23 protein-coding genes are annotated in these 16664 nt (G+C 48.9%); 20 read left to right on the top strand and 3 right to left on the bottom strand.

The features are described from left to right. Nucleotide 1 precedes the first annotated feature (1 nt). The 7 genes from K5Y32_RS07115 to K5Y32_RS07085 all read left to right on the top strand — a co-directional run bounded on the left by K5Y32_RS07115 (nt 2) and on the right by K5Y32_RS07085 (nt 5453). Nucleotides 2-406: a hypothetical protein gene (locus tag K5Y32_RS07115; RefSeq protein WP_176972803.1), complete on the top strand. Its 405-nt coding sequence runs from the start codon at nt 2-4 to the stop codon at nt 404-406. 209 nt (nt 407-615) lie between these two features. Next, entirely contained in the window at nt 616-2418 is a 1803-nt protein-coding gene (locus K5Y32_RS07110; RefSeq protein WP_222182435.1) for a hypothetical protein, read from the top strand. Beyond that, nucleotides 2418-3224 (top strand): hypothetical protein, encoded by an 807-nt coding sequence (locus K5Y32_RS07105; protein WP_222182433.1) that lies wholly within the window; start codon nt 2418-2420, stop codon nt 3222-3224. The genes K5Y32_RS07110 and K5Y32_RS07105 overlap by 1 nt, the downstream gene beginning before the upstream one ends. Beyond that, nucleotides 3224-3535, top strand: a complete 312-nt coding sequence (locus K5Y32_RS07100; RefSeq protein WP_222182431.1) for a hypothetical protein — start codon at nt 3224-3226, stop codon at nt 3533-3535. Before K5Y32_RS07105 ends, K5Y32_RS07100 begins: the two co-directional genes overlap by 1 nt. Continuing rightward, the gene (locus K5Y32_RS07095) at nt 3532-4389 is read left to right on the top strand and encodes a hypothetical protein (RefSeq protein WP_222182429.1); all 858 of its coding nucleotides are present in this window, start codon (nt 3532-3534) and stop codon (nt 4387-4389) included. The genes K5Y32_RS07100 and K5Y32_RS07095 overlap by 4 nt, the downstream gene beginning before the upstream one ends. A gap of 1 nt (nt 4390) precedes the next feature. Then, nucleotides 4391-5092 (top strand): Gp138 family membrane-puncturing spike protein, encoded by a 702-nt coding sequence (locus K5Y32_RS07090; RefSeq protein ID WP_222182428.1) that lies wholly within the window; start codon nt 4391-4393, stop codon nt 5090-5092. 55 nt (nt 5093-5147) lie between these two features. After that, nucleotides 5148-5453, top strand: a complete 306-nt coding sequence (locus tag K5Y32_RS07085; RefSeq protein ID WP_222182426.1) for a hypothetical protein — start codon at nt 5148-5150, stop codon at nt 5451-5453. A 7-nt stretch (nt 5454-5460) separates the two neighbouring features. Here the strand turns inward: K5Y32_RS07085 and K5Y32_RS07080 are convergent, their stop codons facing one another. Then, nucleotides 5461-5793: a CopG family ribbon-helix-helix protein gene (locus tag K5Y32_RS07080; protein WP_222182424.1), complete on the bottom strand. Its 333-nt coding sequence runs from the start codon at nt 5791-5793 to the stop codon at nt 5461-5463. A gap of 119 nt (nt 5794-5912) precedes the next feature. On the opposite strand from K5Y32_RS07080, the gene K5Y32_RS07075 reads away from it, so the two are divergent. From K5Y32_RS07075 to K5Y32_RS07015, 13 genes are all read left to right on the top strand, one after another. Continuing rightward, nucleotides 5913-6059, top strand: a complete 147-nt coding sequence (locus tag K5Y32_RS07075; RefSeq protein ID WP_222182422.1) for a DNA-binding protein — start codon at nt 5913-5915, stop codon at nt 6057-6059. A gap of 68 nt (nt 6060-6127) precedes the next feature. Further along, complete coding sequence (locus tag K5Y32_RS07070; RefSeq protein ID WP_222182420.1) at nt 6128-6748, top strand: P22AR C-terminal domain-containing protein; 621 nt, start codon at nt 6128-6130, stop codon at nt 6746-6748. Between the two features lie 84 nt (nt 6749-6832). Next, nucleotides 6833-7558: a hypothetical protein gene (locus K5Y32_RS07065; RefSeq protein WP_222182418.1), complete on the top strand. Its 726-nt coding sequence runs from the start codon at nt 6833-6835 to the stop codon at nt 7556-7558. Nucleotides 7559-7624: 66 nt separating this feature from the next. Continuing rightward, nucleotides 7625-7984, top strand: coding sequence for a hypothetical protein (locus K5Y32_RS07060; RefSeq protein ID WP_222182416.1), 360 nt, complete (start codon nt 7625-7627; stop codon nt 7982-7984). A 7-nt stretch (nt 7985-7991) separates the two neighbouring features. After that, nucleotides 7992-9230: a baseplate J/gp47 family protein gene (locus K5Y32_RS07055; protein ID WP_222182415.1), complete on the top strand. Its 1239-nt coding sequence runs from the start codon at nt 7992-7994 to the stop codon at nt 9228-9230. After that, nucleotides 9227-9913 (top strand): DUF2612 domain-containing protein, encoded by a 687-nt coding sequence (locus K5Y32_RS07050; RefSeq protein WP_222182413.1) that lies wholly within the window; start codon nt 9227-9229, stop codon nt 9911-9913. The genes K5Y32_RS07055 and K5Y32_RS07050 overlap by 4 nt, the downstream gene beginning before the upstream one ends. Next, nucleotides 9891-11156, top strand: a complete 1266-nt coding sequence (locus K5Y32_RS07045) for a hypothetical protein (protein WP_222182411.1) — start codon at nt 9891-9893, stop codon at nt 11154-11156. Before K5Y32_RS07050 ends, K5Y32_RS07045 begins: the two co-directional genes overlap by 23 nt. Next, on the top strand, nt 11156-11536 hold the full coding sequence (locus tag K5Y32_RS07040; protein WP_222182409.1) for a tail fiber assembly protein: 381 nt from the start codon (nt 11156-11158) through the stop codon (nt 11534-11536). The genes K5Y32_RS07045 and K5Y32_RS07040 overlap by 1 nt, the downstream gene beginning before the upstream one ends. 63 nt (nt 11537-11599) lie before the next feature. Continuing rightward, complete coding sequence (locus tag K5Y32_RS07035; protein WP_222182407.1) at nt 11600-12712, top strand: acyltransferase; 1113 nt, start codon at nt 11600-11602, stop codon at nt 12710-12712. A gap of 132 nt (nt 12713-12844) precedes the next feature. Further along, a complete protein-coding gene (locus tag K5Y32_RS07030) occupies nt 12845-13030 on the top strand; it encodes a hypothetical protein (RefSeq protein WP_222182405.1) in 186 nt (61 codons plus the stop codon). A gap of 143 nt (nt 13031-13173) precedes the next feature. Next, nucleotides 13174-13413, top strand: coding sequence for a DNA polymerase V (locus K5Y32_RS07025; protein WP_222182926.1), 240 nt, complete (start codon nt 13174-13176; stop codon nt 13411-13413). Next, the gene (gene umuC / locus K5Y32_RS07020; RefSeq protein WP_222182403.1) at nt 13413-14675 is read left to right on the top strand and encodes a translesion error-prone DNA polymerase V subunit UmuC; all 1263 of its coding nucleotides are present in this window, start codon (nt 13413-13415) and stop codon (nt 14673-14675) included. The genes K5Y32_RS07025 and umuC overlap by 1 nt, the downstream gene beginning before the upstream one ends. Next, the gene (locus K5Y32_RS07015; RefSeq protein WP_255602401.1) at nt 14672-14971 is read left to right on the top strand and encodes a hypothetical protein; all 300 of its coding nucleotides are present in this window, start codon (nt 14672-14674) and stop codon (nt 14969-14971) included. Before umuC ends, K5Y32_RS07015 begins: the two co-directional genes overlap by 4 nt. Nucleotides 14972-15216: 245 nt before the next feature. On the opposite strand, the gene K5Y32_RS07010 is transcribed toward K5Y32_RS07015, so the two are convergent. Together K5Y32_RS07010 and K5Y32_RS07005 are read right to left on the bottom strand one after the other, a co-directional pair. After that, nucleotides 15217-16281 carry a tyrosine-type recombinase/integrase gene (locus K5Y32_RS07010; RefSeq protein WP_222182401.1) on the bottom strand — a complete coding sequence of 355 codons (1065 nt, stop codon included), beginning with the start codon at nt 16279-16281 and terminating at the stop codon, nt 15217-15219. 109 nt (nt 16282-16390) lie between these two features. Continuing rightward, the gene (locus tag K5Y32_RS07005) at nt 16391-16609 is read right to left on the bottom strand and encodes an ogr/Delta-like zinc finger family protein (protein ID WP_154193718.1); all 219 of its coding nucleotides are present in this window, start codon (nt 16607-16609) and stop codon (nt 16391-16393) included. Nucleotides 16610-16664: the final 55 nt, after the last annotated feature.

Here is a 16664-nt window from a genome sequence, read left to right as displayed (position 1 = left end):
CATGGCACGTAAAGAGATTTTCTACACCGTAGACACCAAAGGGCGAGACCTCGGAAAAGTGTTCTTCATCCGCGAGATGTCAGCAACACAGGCGGAATGGTGGGCAATTCGCGCTGGAATGGCGATGGCCCGTAGCGGTGTTGAGTTACCTGATAACTTCGCTGACATGGGTATTGCAGCGATGGCTGGCACAGGACTGAAAATGGTGTCGCAAATCCCTGCCGCAGAAGCCAAACCGCTGCTGGATGAGCTCATGGAGTGTGTGCAATGCGTTCCAGATGCCAGCAATCAGAGCATCAAGCGCAAGCTTATCGATGATGACATCGAGGAGATCGCCACGCGCCTCAAGCTCCGCATGGAAGTTTTCAAGCTTCACGTAGATTTTTTCACCGCCGCCGCCAGTTAGACATTCCACCAATGATGAGCGAGACCATCATAGGCCTTGCTGATTATGTCAACGTGCCTAAAACCATAGCTACCGTGCTTTCGTCAGGGAAGTGCTCTCTGACGGAACTCAGCACGACGCTGGGCGTTGAGGACTTATGGTGGTGGCTGGAGATTATTACCGTGGATAACTACAACCGGATGGTGGCTAATAAGCAGGGTGATTAAACAATGCCAACAATTATCGACTCTCTGGTTGTAACGCTTGGTCTCGATCCGTCAGGGTTCAAGAAAGGCCAGAAGGATGTGAAGGGTGGTTTAGATGACACCCGCAAGCAGGCAGAGCAGACCGCGAAGGACATGGAGGCCGCAGGTAAAAGAGCGGCCTCGTTCTTTGGCTCAATCCGCACTGAACTGCTGGCACTGGTAGGCGTCACGCTATCAGTGCAGGGATTTAAATCGTTCGTCACCGGCATGACAAACGACCTGATGCGCCTCGGCATTCAGTCGCAGTCTCTGGATATTTCCGCAAAAGCGCTGGATGGCTGGGAGCGTGCGGCAAGCGCTGCTGGCTCAAGCGCTGAGAAGATGACCGGCACACTGAGCAACTTTCAGGATGTGCTGACGCAAATCAGAACGGGCGGCGGGCAGGACAATCCGCTGTTCGCGGCGCTTTCATCGTTCGCCGGCGCCACAGGTGCAAACTTCGATTATCAGAACGATAACTCCGAAGCGATCATGCGAAAAATTGCTACGAACTGGACCAAGCTAAATAAAGACGCTCAGCGTCGATTTGGCAGCATGTTCGGTTTCGATAACGCAACACAGCAAGGCCTATCTAACGGCTCTCTGGTGCGCGATGCAGACCGATTTGCACAGATATCCAAAGCAACGGACGATGCAACCAGGAAGGCGCTGGAGTTTAATCGGCGCCTGGAGGAGATGAAGCAGAACTTCTCCGCAGCAGCGCAGGTTCTTTATGAGGCGCTCATTCCCTACGTTGAAAAGCTCATACCGATAATTGAGAAGGTCGGCATCTGGATAGCCGAACACGGACCGGAGATCGAAAAGTTCTTCACTGATTCTGCCGCCGAAGTAAATAAGGTGGTTGATGCTGTTGGTGGATGGCAGAACGCACTGGAAATACTAGCTGCGTTTGTCGTCGGAAGTTGGGCGCTGAAGATGCTTTCCGGCATTGCAAGAGTTCGCGGCGGCTTTGCTCCGTTGCTTGCTGCAATCGCAACTGTAAGTGCGTGGGATAAACTCGGCTCGAGCGATGAAGAAGCCAATAAGGAAGGTAAAACCACCGGTCAGTACCTGATTGACAAGATGAACAGCAACACCGGTAGCACCAGCGGCATTATGGGCAAGGCTGATGAATGGCTCAAAAAGTCATATGCATGGTGGGATTCAATCAGCAAGACCGGCGATGCAGATAACAAATATGACGCCTACGGCACTAAGCCACGCGGAATTCGCAACAACAACCCTGGCAATCTGAATTTTGCAGGTCAGGCTGGCGCCACAAAAGAAGGTGGTGATAACGGCCGATTCGCTGTGTTCAATTCAATGGGTGAAGGCGTGGCGGCGCTGTATAGGCAGATTCAGCTTTATTTCAATCGCGGCATCAACACCATTCAGTCGATCGTCAATAAGTACGCACCAGCATCTGACGGAAACAACGTTGCATCCTATATCCAGCAGCTTGTAGGTGCGACCGGAAAGGGCTCAACCGATGCGCTTTCCGGCGATGACCAGGAAACCGTGTTCAAGCTCATTCGCGGCATCATCAATCATGAGAATGGGAAAGGTTATGTCAGCGACACCGATATCCTTAGCGGTATTCAGATTGGTTCTGGCGCAGCAGCAATGCGTCAACCCGGAGCGCAGCAGCAGGCCGGAACGCAAATTCACATCGGTGAGATGAAAGTGCAGAGCAATGCATCAAGCATCGATGCGCTGGCTCAGGACGCGCAACGCAGCATAAGCCGCAACAGTCTTCTTGTGCCATCAATGTCCGGGCAGGGTGGATAATGAACTTTTCTCTGAACGAAACAACACTACTGAATGCCGTGCAGGGTGGCGGCATTTTCTCAGTCATCAACAGCATTATCAGCCCCGGCTACGGCATCTACTTTAATGACGGAACTGGCAAGGCGTTAAGCCCGTCATCATTCCTTGGCATTGAGTATGGTGCTGATGCTTCAGTCGTATCAGCGCCAATAGCGAGCGGTTCTTACAGCTCTTATAACAAGGTGAAGCGCCCGCCGGTTATACGTGTGCTGTTCGTTCTTGAAGGCTGGTCCGGATTGACCGGTTCACTGCCAAACCTGACCAACTTCTCACTGACCAGCCGCGCCGATATGCTTGCTGCTCTCGATGCGATGGTGGCTGATACAAAGACCTACGACATTGAGACGCCGGACACGACTTATGAAAATTACGATTTGGTGCGATTCAACTACCGAACGTCAGAGCGCGATGTGACGCTGCTGACCGTGGAGGCAATTTTCCAGTCCGTTCTGGAAGAGGCGGAGGTGACGCTAACCAGCACTACCGCACAGAGCAAAACCACCTCTAACGCTACAAGTCAGGCATCTAGCGCGGTTACCGAGAAAGTGAATTCTTCTACCTCAGAAGCCACGCAAAGCAGCGTTTCATCGGCGCTAACCGGCCTGAAAAACTCAGTTTCCAGCGCCGCCACTACGGTAGCCAACAAGGTATCTTCGGTAGCCAGCAATATCACGCAGACGACCACGGCATCCATAAACGGTGCTGCAACCTCAGCTATCAACAAGCTTTCATCATCCGTCACTGAACTGGTTAAGGTAATCACCTGATGCAGACAATCACATTGCAGGCCATTAAGGCGCAGGAGATGACCCTCAGGCTTGGCGATCAGTCAGTGACCCTTCGCATCTACCAGCGGACGACCGGTCTGTATATCGACATCGGCATTGATGATTTGTGGATAGCGCAGGGTGTTATCTGCATCAACGGCAACAAGTTGGTCCGATATTCACACCTCGGATTCCGGGGTGAGTTGTTTTTCGCTGATACGAAGGGGAGTGATGACCCGACTTATGAAGGCCTGGGTGATCGCTTCCAGCTCTTTTTCGCCACTGCAGAAGAAATGAGTGCAGCCGCATGACTTACAAAAAACGCAGCCTGAAGTTTGAGTTCAAACTCAAGGAGGGGAAGTTTGATGATAAAGGAAACGACACACTTACCATCGACAATGTCAAGGCAGAGGTCGAATTGGGTGCTTATGGTGGTGATGCAGGAACAACTTTGGAGGCTAGGGTTTTCGGGTTGAGCTTGGATCTCATGTCATCGCTAAGCTATAAAGGCATTCAGTTGAATGGCGCTCAGCAAAATATGATGAAAGTATGGGCTGATGGTAATCCTATATTCTTTGGTTCGGTTACCAACTGCTTTGCAGACTTCAACCAAATGCCGGATGCGCCACTGATCATAAGCGCTTATGCCACTGGTTTTGATCAATCAATTCCCGCCCCACCGTTTAGTGCCAAAGGCAGTGTAGATGCAGCGGATATTGTGACCTCCATTGCTAAAAGCATTGATTTCACAGTAGTGAATAACGGAGTTTCTTATCCTCTGCTGAACCCCTATTTTGACGGAAATCCAATCGAGCAAATGTTAAAAGTCGCAAAGGCCTGCGGGTTTAATATAGATACTCGGCTTGGGGTGATATTCATTTGGCCTCAGACGGGCGCAGTGGATGACGTTAAACCATTAGTGTCAAAGGAAACTGGATTAATGGGGTATCCAGTTTTTAATAACTACGGAGTCAACTTCCAAAGCATATTCAGCAACTTATTTGTTTTAGGTAGGCGAGTCCAGTTAAACACCTCTTTAAAAAATGCTAGCGGCATATACACAATTATGGCTGCCAAACATCATCTATCGACATGGACTGAAGGTGGCCCATGGACAACTATCATTCAGGCCAGCTCAGCCCAAATAGCAGCGGTAAGGCAATAGAATGGATAATGTTTTTGCGTTAAGACCACAAGATACCACCAGTGATGCTGGAGTGCAGTCATTCCTCTTCCAGAGGATGTTGATGAGCAATGCGTTTATTACGCTCGCAATTGTAACTGAGGTTGATACATCCGGGAGCCAGGTGACAGTAAAACCAATGGTTGAGGGTTTTACCGGCTCGGGTGAGCGGATACCTAAAACTGAAATCTATGGCGTTCCAGTATGGCGACTTCAGCGCGGTGCAAGCGCGGTTATCATGCCGCCTGTAATCGGCGACATAGGTATGATAGCCATATGCGACAGAGATATCAGCGGAGTGAAATCCACTAGAGAATCATCATTGCCGGGATCAAGCAGGACGCATAATTACGCAGACGCTCTTTATCTTGGCGGAGTGTTAAATGCAGAGCCCAGTCAATATGTTAGTTTTCGTGATGATGGTATTGATATCGTTTCCCCCCTGTCTGTCACTGTATCAGCTCCGGTTGTTGAAATTAACTCCGACACGTCGCTGACGTTCAATGCGGCCAACATTGTCATGAATGGCCCTGTGAGTCAGGGGGCAGGAAGCTATGCGGGTGATTTCAAATTTAAGGGCAATATTACCGCTGAAGGCGAGATTACAGGCAAGGGGATTAAACTATCAGATCACGTGCATAATGGAGTGCAAACAGGCAGTGGCAACACTGGCAAACCCCAATAAAATTGCGGTGTTTTTCTCTCCCGCACAGTTATACTTTCCCACTCGGGAGGTGCTGATGAAACTGAAAACTCATTCAATATCAATCATTGCATTCATGCTGACGGCAATGTCGTTAAGCGCTCAGGCAACTGAAAATAATAACCAATCCTATTATGACTTTAAAAATAAGAGGATGGTAAGCAAGGACGAATTTGAGCGAGAGCAATCAAAAATAGCAGAGTGTAGCGATTGGGCATCAAGAATGGTTCAAGCAAGGATTGCTGATGGCAGCATTCCACTAGCTAGCGATGTTTCAAATAATGCAGATTGGCAGAGAGCATTTCATAGTGAGTATGTGAAAAAGTGCATGAATGAAAACTAACCCACCGTCAGGTGGGTTTTTTGTTTTCACTTTCTTTTTTTTCAGCCGCCTCTCTTCGTTGCATCTCTTCTTCTAAAAGGGGCGTAACTTTTGCCACAAAGTCATTTAAAAGGTCGCGAATATGGGGTTGTTCACGAGCTGATGGGTTCTTCGTCATCAGGTCAAGGGTTTCTTGGCGGCTTTCTAGCATCTCATACTCTTCCACCCAGCTTTCAATAGCGGCGACCATCTCAGCATTAGCTGAGCGCTTATGCTTTTCGGCTAGCCTAGATATTTTATCCTTTAATTCTTCAGGCAATCTAAGGTTAACCTGCGGATTTTTATATCTTCTTTCTGACATCTTGACTCCTTCGCCTAAGCGGGCGCTGCGCTCTTGTCCAAATAGTACGTGCATACCTATTGACTAGCAATGCGTACCAAAATACTATGTATGCATACCAAATACATATGGAGATTAAAATGAAAGTTAAAACTCTTCGGATGCCAGAATGGCTTGAAAAAGTTATGGAAGACTTGGCGCAAAAGGGGGATCGCTCCTTCAGTAAGGAAGCAGTAAGAGCTATGAGAGAGTACGCAGAAAGGCAAGGTGTGAAGTGTCCAGAATAACAGAAGCCCAACGGTGGTCAGACCGTCAGGCTCCTTTTACCGAAAATCCCCAACTAGGAATTAACGACATGAACATTGTAGCGAAATCAGATCTCAACTTCCACGGCAAAGCGCTTATTCCGGTATCAAACATCACCGGTACGTGGCTGACATCATCAGACTTAGCTAAGGCTCTGGAGTATTCAAATAGTCGCGCCGTGACGATGATTTATAACAAGTACGCAGACGAGTTCACTACTGCTATGACTCAGGTACTCGAAGTGAGTACCACAGGTAACTACCGCAAAAAGGTTCGTGTTTTCAGTCTGCGCGGGGCGCATTTAATCGCGATGTTTGCTCGTACTGACGTGGCCAAAGAATTCCGCCGCTGGGTGCTAGACATTCTGGATCGCGAAGTCGCGCACTCCCCGATCGCCAAACAATTCACTGATGATGAGCTGCAGGACTTGTGCTGGTTGTGGCGTGCTTCTGTTGGCATGGCGAGCAAGATGGCCGACGTTGAACCACTATTGCGCGTTGCTGAGCACCGCCTTGCAGGCGCATATCACTCAATGCCGCGCGAATACTCACGCGTCTTGAACAAATCAAGGCAGCTTTTAGAGCGCGAGACGTCACATATCCATGCCGACCGCCATACTACCGACAACTGGCGCGTGCTGAACAACCTTAGAATTCCGGAGTTACATTGATGGGCGCAACGGATGGCGCAAATAGAAAAGCCAGCAGGGTCTAGCTGCTGGCTATCGAGTGTCACTTCAAACTGCGAGGTCTTAATGACTGGATTAAATTTAGCAAATAGTTTCGGCTCTGTCACTGAGAAAACCATTGACTCACAAGAGTTGCTAGCCTTGGTAAATCAGGCTCGAACTTCGTGTGGAGAGAAACCCGTTCGCAATAATGTTTTCATCGAACGCATCAAGGATGAACTGGATGGTGAGACCTACAAGATTTTTGTAGGTCAGAAAAACGGTGCAGATATTGAAGTCGCTGAAATGTCTTTCAAGCAAGCCATCCGAGTTGCGGCTAGGGAGTCGAAGTCTGTTCGTCGCGGGCTAGTTGATAAATTGGAAGCAATGCAGGAGGCGCATTTAACAAAAGGAAAGTCAGCCAGCGGGTTAGTGGAATTTCGCCAGGCCAGAACGTTAAAGATGACCGTCGATGCAGTGACTAATCTTTTCGACCTAATGCCAAACCTTGCAGCGGAGGCCAGACAGACTGCTGCAGCCAGCATTATTAACCCTATCGTTGGTTTCAACGCAATACCGCTTCCTGTGCTTGAAGAGCATTACCAGACCGCGGGCGAAATTGGAGCGGATCTTGGTGTAAGTGCACAAAAGATTGGTCGAGTCGCTAATGCGAACAACTTAAAGACAGAGAAGTACGGCAAGTTCTTTCTGGATAAATCACGCCATTCTGACAAACAGGTCGAAGCGTTCCGCTACAACGCTGAGGGTGTGAAAGCGCTCCGCCACCTGATTCACGGTGCTGATGTGGCCTAACTACTGTGTATAAATGCACTGAATCTCAAACCCGCTCCGGCGGGTTTTTTATTACCCGGAGAATGCATGCTAACCAAATCACTTCAGTTAAACACCAACGCATGGGACATCACTCTGGATGGCGCGGGCAACCTCGCATCGACAGCCAACCCCTACGCGGTGGCACAGGACGTTGCATGCGCCTGCAAGACGTTCTTGGGTGAGGCCTGGTATGACACCACGCTCGGCATTCCTTACTACCAGCGCATCCTAGGCCACTGGCCCGGAACTCAGCTGATCAACACCAAAATGCAGTCAGAAGCGTTGAAACTGGATTACGTCCAGACCGCAACTTGCACGACCGTCATTGGAAAGCAGAACCGCGTAGCTTCCGGCGTCATGACCATAACCGATACGAACTATAACCAGAGCACCATCAATTTCTGAGGCCAATATGGTAGATGAAGTAATTGTCACAACCTCAGTGCCGGCGGCAACGTTCTCTGACATTGGCCTCTCCGTTCCTGATGAGAAAGATATTCTCGACGGGCGACTGAGCGATCTGGATGACGCGCTGGGCGGCGGGATGAGCAAAAGCCTGACGACGCCGCAGGGGCAGATTGCCATGAGTGACACGGCAATTATCGCGGAAAACAATGACCAGAAGCTGGCGATCGTAAATGGCATCAACCCCGATTATGCATCCGGACGATTTCAGGATGCTATCGGCCGCATTTATTTCATTGACCGCATAGCTGCGCAGGGGACCACAGTAACAGCGACGGCAACCGGGTTGGTTGGCACATTAATTCCTGCTGGTAGCGCTGCGCAGGATGACGCGGGTTACATCTACTTCTCACTTGCTGACGCCACTATCCCTGCATCGGGCGCAGTCGATATCGTGTTCCAGAACCAGACGACCGGCGCTATCGCATGTCCGATTGGCTCGCTGAACACGATTTATCGAGCTGTAAATGGCTGGTCAGGTATCACGAATGCCGCTGCCGGTGTGCCGGGGAATGCCGTAGAGACACGCACCAACTTTGAATATCGACGCAAGCAGTCTGTAGCTCTGAACGCGAAGGGAACACCAGAGTCAATTTATGCCGCGGTGCTCGATGTGGATGGCGTTGTTGATGCATATGTCTGGTCGAATCACTCTGGCGCGACGGTAAACATCGGTTCCACAAATTACCCGGTACTAGCGCACAGCGTTTATATCGCCGTTTACGGCGGTGAAGCGGCTGACATCGCGCAGGCCATCTACGTGAAGAATCAGGCTGGTTGTGGGATGGTTGGCAACACCTCGGCGGTAGTTACTGACACATCCCGTGGCACCAATATTTCGCCAAAATATACGATCACATGGAACACGCCAACGCAGACGCGAACCTACTTCAAGGTGCAGCTGGAAAACACTTCATCCCTTCCTTCTGACATCGTCAGTCAGGCGAAGGAGGCGATTATCAGTGCGTTCAATGGCAACAGGGAGTTGGTACCTAAAGCGCGTATCGCATCGAAGGTTTTCGCAGGCGGTTATTACTCAGTGCTGAACAACATCGACACTGCATCCGTAAACGTCCTGTCAGTGACCATCAGCATCGATGGCACGAACTACAGCCCATCCGTTGAGTACGGCGTTGACCAGATACCTTCCCTAGATGCCAATGATATAAGCGTAACCCTCGTATGAAGAATGTGAGAGACACCATCCTCACACAATACGCCGCCAGCCCTAACCTCCGAAGCCTGATTGAATCATTCAATACCACGATGGATATGACGGAATTCACCGAAGGATTCCTCACAACTATCTGGGATATCTCTACGGCTGAAGATTACGGGCTGGACGTGTGGGGCAAGATAGTCGGCGTTTCCAGGCTGCTTAACGTGCCGCAGCAAACTACCAATTTCGGGTTCGACGAAGCGTTTATAAGTGCGAGCGATGACTCACCTAAGCCGTTCGATGAAGCGCCGTTTTATGAAGGCTTACAGCTGACTACTACGGTTCGGCTGGCTAATGATGGCTACAGAAAACTCATCCTTGCCAAAGCGATGGCGAACATCACCGATTGCTCAATCCCTTCATTGAATAACGCACTCAATTACCTCTTCGAGGGAGAGGGTGATGCTTTTGTAGCAATAACCGGCGTGATGTCGATGAGCTACGTGTTCAGCTTCAACCTGTCGCCTGTTGAATGGGCGATTTTGATCAACTCCAATGCGATCGCCAAACCTGCAGGGGTAAGCGTCAGCATTATGTCACTCGATTTCAACAACACATTTGGCTTCGCCGAGGCTGATATGCAGCCCTTCGAAAGCGGAACGTTCTTCCCTGATTCAGGAATTCAAAATGCAAACCAGCTCACAGCCTAAATTACTTCCAATCCCGTTCGCTGATGCGGGTACAAAGCAGGACATTCCCAACGACTCTCAGATAGGTATTACGGCTGGCCGAGCCTCTTATAGCGATGGCTTTCCGCCGTTGACGCGCACCCCATTAGCAGCGGGAGGTGTACCTCCGTTCGGTACCGACTTTAATGGCGTGCTTAATGATATTACGGCTGCGGTTCGCTGGACACAGGCTGGTGCAGGATATCCATTTAACACGGCATTTAACACTGCCGTATCTGGTTATCCTAAAGGCGCCAGAATCCCAAACTCAACACTGGATGGCTTCTGGCTTAATACTGTTGATGGAAACACCACTAACCCTGAAAACACGACTGCGGCTATAACTGGCTGGGTGCCTTCTGGAAACTATGGATCAACAGCTATTACAGGCCTTTCTGGGTCAAGCGTAACACTGACAACTCTTCAGGCGTCAAAGGAACGCATCACATTGACTGGTGCGCTTACTGCAAATATCAATCTTGTTGTACCTGCGTGGGTAAAGCGTTGGACATTTGTAAACAGCTGTACTGGTAATTTTAATGTAACCGTCAAAACGCCAAGCGGCAGTGGGATATCAATTCCCTCAGGAATTACGGCGTCGCTAGTTGGCAATGGGACAAATATTATTCAAGACGCGCCGCTACTTGGTGTTCCTGGCAGGCTCATTAATACCCAGACATTCTCTTCTCCGGGAACATACACCTATACACCAACTCCAGGCGCCAAAGCAGGCAAAGTTATTGTGACTGGAGCAGGAGGCCTTGGATTGGGTAACACATCTACCTCCGCACCTCCTGGAGCAGGAGGAGGTGCGGGCGGAACGGCTATAAAATTCATTAAAAATCTCCAGTCGTCATATTCAATTGTAGTTGGAGCACCAGCCACCACTCCAGTGCGGTCTGGATCAAGTTCTTTTGGAGCGGAATGTGCAGCTACAGGTGGCAACGCTGCTTCTGGCGGAGCGGGCGGAGATCCGGGAATTGGCTCTGGAGGAGATATAAATATCTATGGTGGTAGCGGAAGTGACGCGGCTGATCCTGCGCTAGGCAGCGGCAGTGGTGATGGAGGCGCGTCCTATTGGGGCGGCGGCCAGCGCGGAGCAGGGAACGTCGCACAAACATCAATAGGCGCTCCAGGCGGCGGCGGCGGTGGAAATAGAGCGCAAAATATAGCTGACCGTTACAAGGGGCTTCCTGGAATTGTATACATTGAGGAGTATTCATAATGTCTCTATACGCAAGAATTGATAACGGAAAAATTGAGGAGTTTTTCGAAACGGATGGCGATATCTCAACAATGTTCCCCGAGGATTTCGTATGGATTGATGTGACGAAAACCAAACCAGCACCTGTCTATGGATGGGTTTTTGATGGTAATAAATTCACTGAGCCTGCCGTGGATTACGTGTCTCAGGCAGAGCAAGAAAAGAACCAAAAGCTGAGTGTTGCGGAAAGTACGATATCACTTTGGCAAACTAAGCTTCTTCTGGGAAGGATTTCAGACACTGAAAAAGATAGCTTAAATAAGTGGCTTGACTACATCGAGGCTATTATGAGCATCAATACAAGTAAGGCCCCAAAAATAGAATGGCCTGATAGCCCTTAATTGGCATTTATGATCCCCTGATGATGTGATATTGTTTGAGAATAACGACATCAGGGGATGGGAATGAGAGTTACTTTCGCAAACCAGTTTCGCGGTATAGCCGCAATCTTAGTGTTAATATCGCACTATTATGGAAGCATATTCTTTCAACAAGACTACATAACATCAATAACTGGCGCGCATAAAGTAAACCTAGATGTTAATAGCTTTTTTTTGCCAAAGGTAATAGCACAGCATTATTTTAATATATTTCTTGGTCCGCTTGGAGTCGCTATGTTTTTTATGGTTAGCGGCTTTGTTGTGATGTTCTCACTGGACAAAATATCCTCCAGTCAGTTCTTGGTTCAAAGGTTTTTCAGAATATTCCCCACTTATTGGCTCTCGCTTTTAATATGCTTCGTGCTTACTCTCATTTCTTCTTACTACTTTGGCGGAGCAAGCGGTTACATATCACTAGATTTTAAAGTTATTGCTGCAAATATTCTTTTGGTTTACGAATACTTTCTTTATCCGTCTATAAATTTTGTCAACTGGACTCTACCTGTAGAGATTCTTTTCTATATCATTATGGCGCTGGGTGTTAGAAGCGTTAGGGACAGAGAGACATTTTTGTTTTCTTCGGCGGCGATTCTTGCAGGCGTTGCTATTTATCTGAATTTTACAGGCGTTAACTCAATCGCAAGTGATGTATTAAGGGTTACTGTGATGAAGTTGAAGTATGTATCATTTATGCTTTCAGGCGTAGCTGTCTATCTGCACTTTAAAGGAATTATTAAATCAAGCAAGCTGTCAGTGTTATTGGCTTTTTTTATGCTGATATTTGCATCTTTATTATATGCAGAATACAAGCCACCTGTTTTTTTTGGATATCTAAATAACTATCTGTACGGTTTCATTGTGTTTATGATTTTCTATTTTTTTAGAGATCACTCCAAAGATAATATCTTATTGGATTTCATGGCAAAAATAAGTTATCCGCTGTATTTGATTCATTCAACTTGCGGCTATGTAATGATACCAATATTACTAAGCCTTGGGCTTGGTTTTTATACTTCTTCTATAATGTCAATTGTGGTATCGATAATAATATCTTACCTAATGCATGTTACAGTTGAGGTATATAGCGTAAATTTAGGGAAAAGCCTTTCAAATAAGCTTTCAGAAAACCCTGCTTAGCTTGAAAGTCTTATAGATATTTAAAGCTCAAGCATGAATGTTTGTCATCATTATTATGAGTTCATTTGAGCCGTTTCTCATACACCCTGACGTTTGTAGGCGTACGTTAGAACTGCAGACCAAGGAGGCGTTATGGAAAACCTACTCAACAAAGAGGCTCAACATGAAGTGGCTCGCATAATCGGCGATGCTGCGATAACCGTTCTTGCAGAAAAGCGCCCGCTATCGAGAGATGCTCTGATGCAAGTGATTCTCGGTGAATTTAACCAAGAGCCCAACATAGCCAGAGACATCGCCCTTCATCTGCTTGAACGCTGACACCAGCCGGGCGGCATTGTCGCCCACCTAAATTTCCTTCCCCACCAATCCCTTCGCAAAAACCCCCATCAATCGACTTGATCGATCCCATCGATCGATATTACTGTATTTATATACAGTATCTATCAGGGAGGGAGATGACCATGCCCCGCGACTACGAAATCAGGATGGCCTTTAAGCAGGCTATGAAGCGAGATGCCTCAGGCCGATTTACTATCAGCACGCTCGACTTTGTGAGCGAACTGGAGCGCCTTAACTGGCATTACACGCTTCGCGCCGCCAATAGCTGGATAGAGATGCACACGACGACCTTTCGTGACATTTCAACGGCTGATGGCGATGAACGCACCTTTCAGGTTTTCAATCCAAACGGCGGCATGTGATGTTTGCGCTCGTTGACGTCAACTCGTTTTACGCCAGCTGCGAGACGGTGTTCAGACCTGATTTGCGCGGTAAGCCGGTTCTGGTGCTGAGCAATAACGACGGCTGTGTGATCGCCCGGAGCGCCGAAGTGAAAGAGCTGAAAATCCCTATGGGTGCGCCTTACTTCAAGCTGAAGGACGAAATCCGCCGGCACAAGATTCACGTATTCAGCAGCAACTATGCGCTGTATGCGGATATGTCGAACCGGGTGATGACGACGCTGGAGCAGATGGCGCCATCGGTGGAGGTGTATTCCATCGACGAAGCCTTTCTCGACCTGACCGGCGTCCGTAATTGTCGTGTACTGGAAGACTTTGGACGCGAGGTGCGGGAGCGAATCAAGCGCGATACACATCTGACCGTCGGTGTGGGCATTGCTCAGACTAAGACGCTGGCTAAGCTTGCCAACCACGCCGCGAAGAAGTGGAAACAGACCGGAGGCGTCGTCGACCTGTCGAATGTTGACCGGCAGAAAAAGCTGATGGCGCTGGTACCGGTAGAGGATGTGTGGGGCGTCGGCCGCCGCATAAGCAAGAAGCTGAACGCGATGGGCATCATCACCGCCAAAGACCTGTCGGAGCAGAGCACATACATCATCCGCAAGCACTTCAATGTGGTGCTGGAGAGAACGGTGCGCGAGCTGCGCGGCGAGCCATGTCTTGAGCTGGAAGAGTTCGCGCCGACGAAGCAGCAGATTGTCTGCTCCCGTTCATTTGGCTCACGCATCACCGAGTACATGGATATGCGCCAGGCGGTTTGCTCGTATGCAGAACGCGCTGCCGAGAAGCTAAGGCGCGAGCGCCAGTATTGCCGACAGATAGCGGTGTTCGTCCGTACCAGCCCGCACGCCGAAGGAGAGGTGTTCTACGGCAATCAGGCAATAGGCAGGCTGCTAACGCCCTCCAATGATACACGTGACATCATCAGGGTTGCTATGCAGGGTCTCGACCACATATGGCGCGACGGTTGCCGATATATGAAAGCAGGCGTCATGCTGGGCGACTTCTACAGTCAGGGCGTCTCGCAGCTCAATCTCTTTGACGAATTCAAGCCACAGGCCAACAGCGAATCGCTGATGCGTGTCGTTGACGGTCTAAACCAGAGCGGGAAGGGGAAATTATGGTTTGCAGGACAGGGTATCCAGAAATCCTGGGAGATGAAGCGAGAAATGTTGTCGCCGGCATACACAACCAGACTGTCGGACCTGCCAGTGGCGAAGTGACGTTTCTGCTTCAGCCGCTGCAGCACATCCTGTCTACGCGTGAGACTTCCAGCATGGTGGAGCTGAATGGCCGCAGGTGCATAATCGATAAGCAGCGTTACCCGGTAAACGGTGACACGGTGTTGATTGATATCTCAGGCATGTATGAGTGGGCGATGATCATGATTCATCCGCGGCGCCTGATTACCGACGATGGCGCATTCCTGATGGATGACCTGCTGGAAGATATTGCGGTGGTGGGGGTGGTGACGCATGAAATTGCGACTATTTACGGCGAGGATGATTTGCCAATATAGCGGTACCGAAATTTGTCCGAACCCGATCCGAATAAACTGGTAAGTGTTTGATCTGCAAAGTGTGCAATAGTAAGTATTGCAACCATGAAAAGGGGTGTTTTTGTTATCTATCTCCATGATAGATAAGAGAAATATCCCTATGCATCGTAAACAGGAATCGTATTCGGTCTTTTTTTGTTTAGCATTTGACATCAATGACTTATCGTAAAATCAATGAGTTAAACTCCATCCTGTTGCCTTCTGTTCTACTCTGCTGGAACCTCTGCCGCCACTTTGCCGCCATTATTCTTAGCCATTAACGCCAATGGATTACAGCGAATTGCATCTTCCAGGTGATCCGGTGCGAAGTGGGCATAACGCATGGTTACCCTGATGTCTGAGTGTCCCAGGATGCGCTGCAGCACGATGATGTTTCCCCCGGCCATCATGAAGTGGCTGGCGAAGCTGTGTCGCAGGACGTGACTCATTTGCCCCTCAGGCAGCTCAATGCCTGCCATACGAATGACGCGGTAAAACTGGCGATAGCACTCGTTAAAATAACGGTCTTTCCTTTCCTTCAATTCTTTATATAGTTCATCGCTGATCGGCACAGAGCGATTCTTTTTCCCTTTGGTATTGATGAAGGTGAGTTTATTCGGGGAAAGTTGAGTCGCCTTTAATGACGCAGCTTCACTCCAGCGGCATCCAGTTGAAAGGCAGATTTTAATTATGAGTGTCAGGTCATCGTTGCCGTGAATTTTACAGGCAGCAAAAAGTTTTTGTATTTGCTCGCCGGTCAGCCAAGCCATTTCTTTTTCTGGCTGGTCAAACTCACGAATATTTTTGAGCGGGTTGGGGTAAGAGATTTCACCGAGCCGCTCTAGTTCGTTGAACAACGCGCGCAGGAATGCATGCTCACAGTTAACGGTGCCAGGCGAAACTTTTAATGACTTCAAGCTAGTCTTATAACCGTTCTGAATTTTGCCTTCCAACCGATCATCACGATAGTGTGCCCAATCCTTTGCTGTTATCTCGGATGCAACAGGATTTCCCATTCCATTGCTGATGATATAGAGCTTTGCCAGGCGGCCTTTGTTATCGCTTAGGGCGCGTCCATGCAATTTGTACCACAGCTCAACCAGTTCATTTAATCTGCGCTTATCCTCTTTTTCTGCCAGCCACGGCTTTGCTTTCATCTCGTCGAGGGTGTATTGCTCGAAGGCGATCGCTTCGGCGCGGGTTTTAAATTGGCGCCTGACGCGTTTGCCTTCGCGCCCGCTGAGATAGCACTCGCACAACCATTTTCCGGTGCTCAACTTTCTGATTGCCATGACCAAGCTCCATTATAAAAAATGGCGCTAAATTACTGTATATAAAAACAGTATTCAATGTTTGTTTATCAGAAAGTAAACATGAAAAAGCCCGCGTAAGCGGGCTAAATTAGTGGAGTAGCGACGGTTGATGTTGTTGATTAGAGTAGAGCGGAACCTTGTTTACCTGGCCGGGCGAAACAATGATTCCTGCAACTGACTCAAGGGTTTTGAAGGTGCAGCTGCAATTAATATTCTGGCACTGGTGATAGCGTTCTTTCGTCTCTTTAGAGACGTAACGGCTGCTCTTGGCGTGAGCCGCTGTTTGGCATAACGGGCAATGCATCATGTTGAAATCCTTAGCAAGTAAAGTAGGGCGGTTGAGGCTAATTTTGAATAAGCAA

Origin of the sequence: Pantoea sp. DY-15, from assembly GCF_019795935.1 — a bacterium.
In the GTDB taxonomy this organism is placed as follows: Bacteria; Pseudomonadota; Gammaproteobacteria; order Enterobacterales; family Enterobacteriaceae; genus Pantoea; species Pantoea leporis.
Note: the sequence above shows the minus strand (reverse complement) of the source record. Positions and strands in the feature narration are given on the sequence as shown.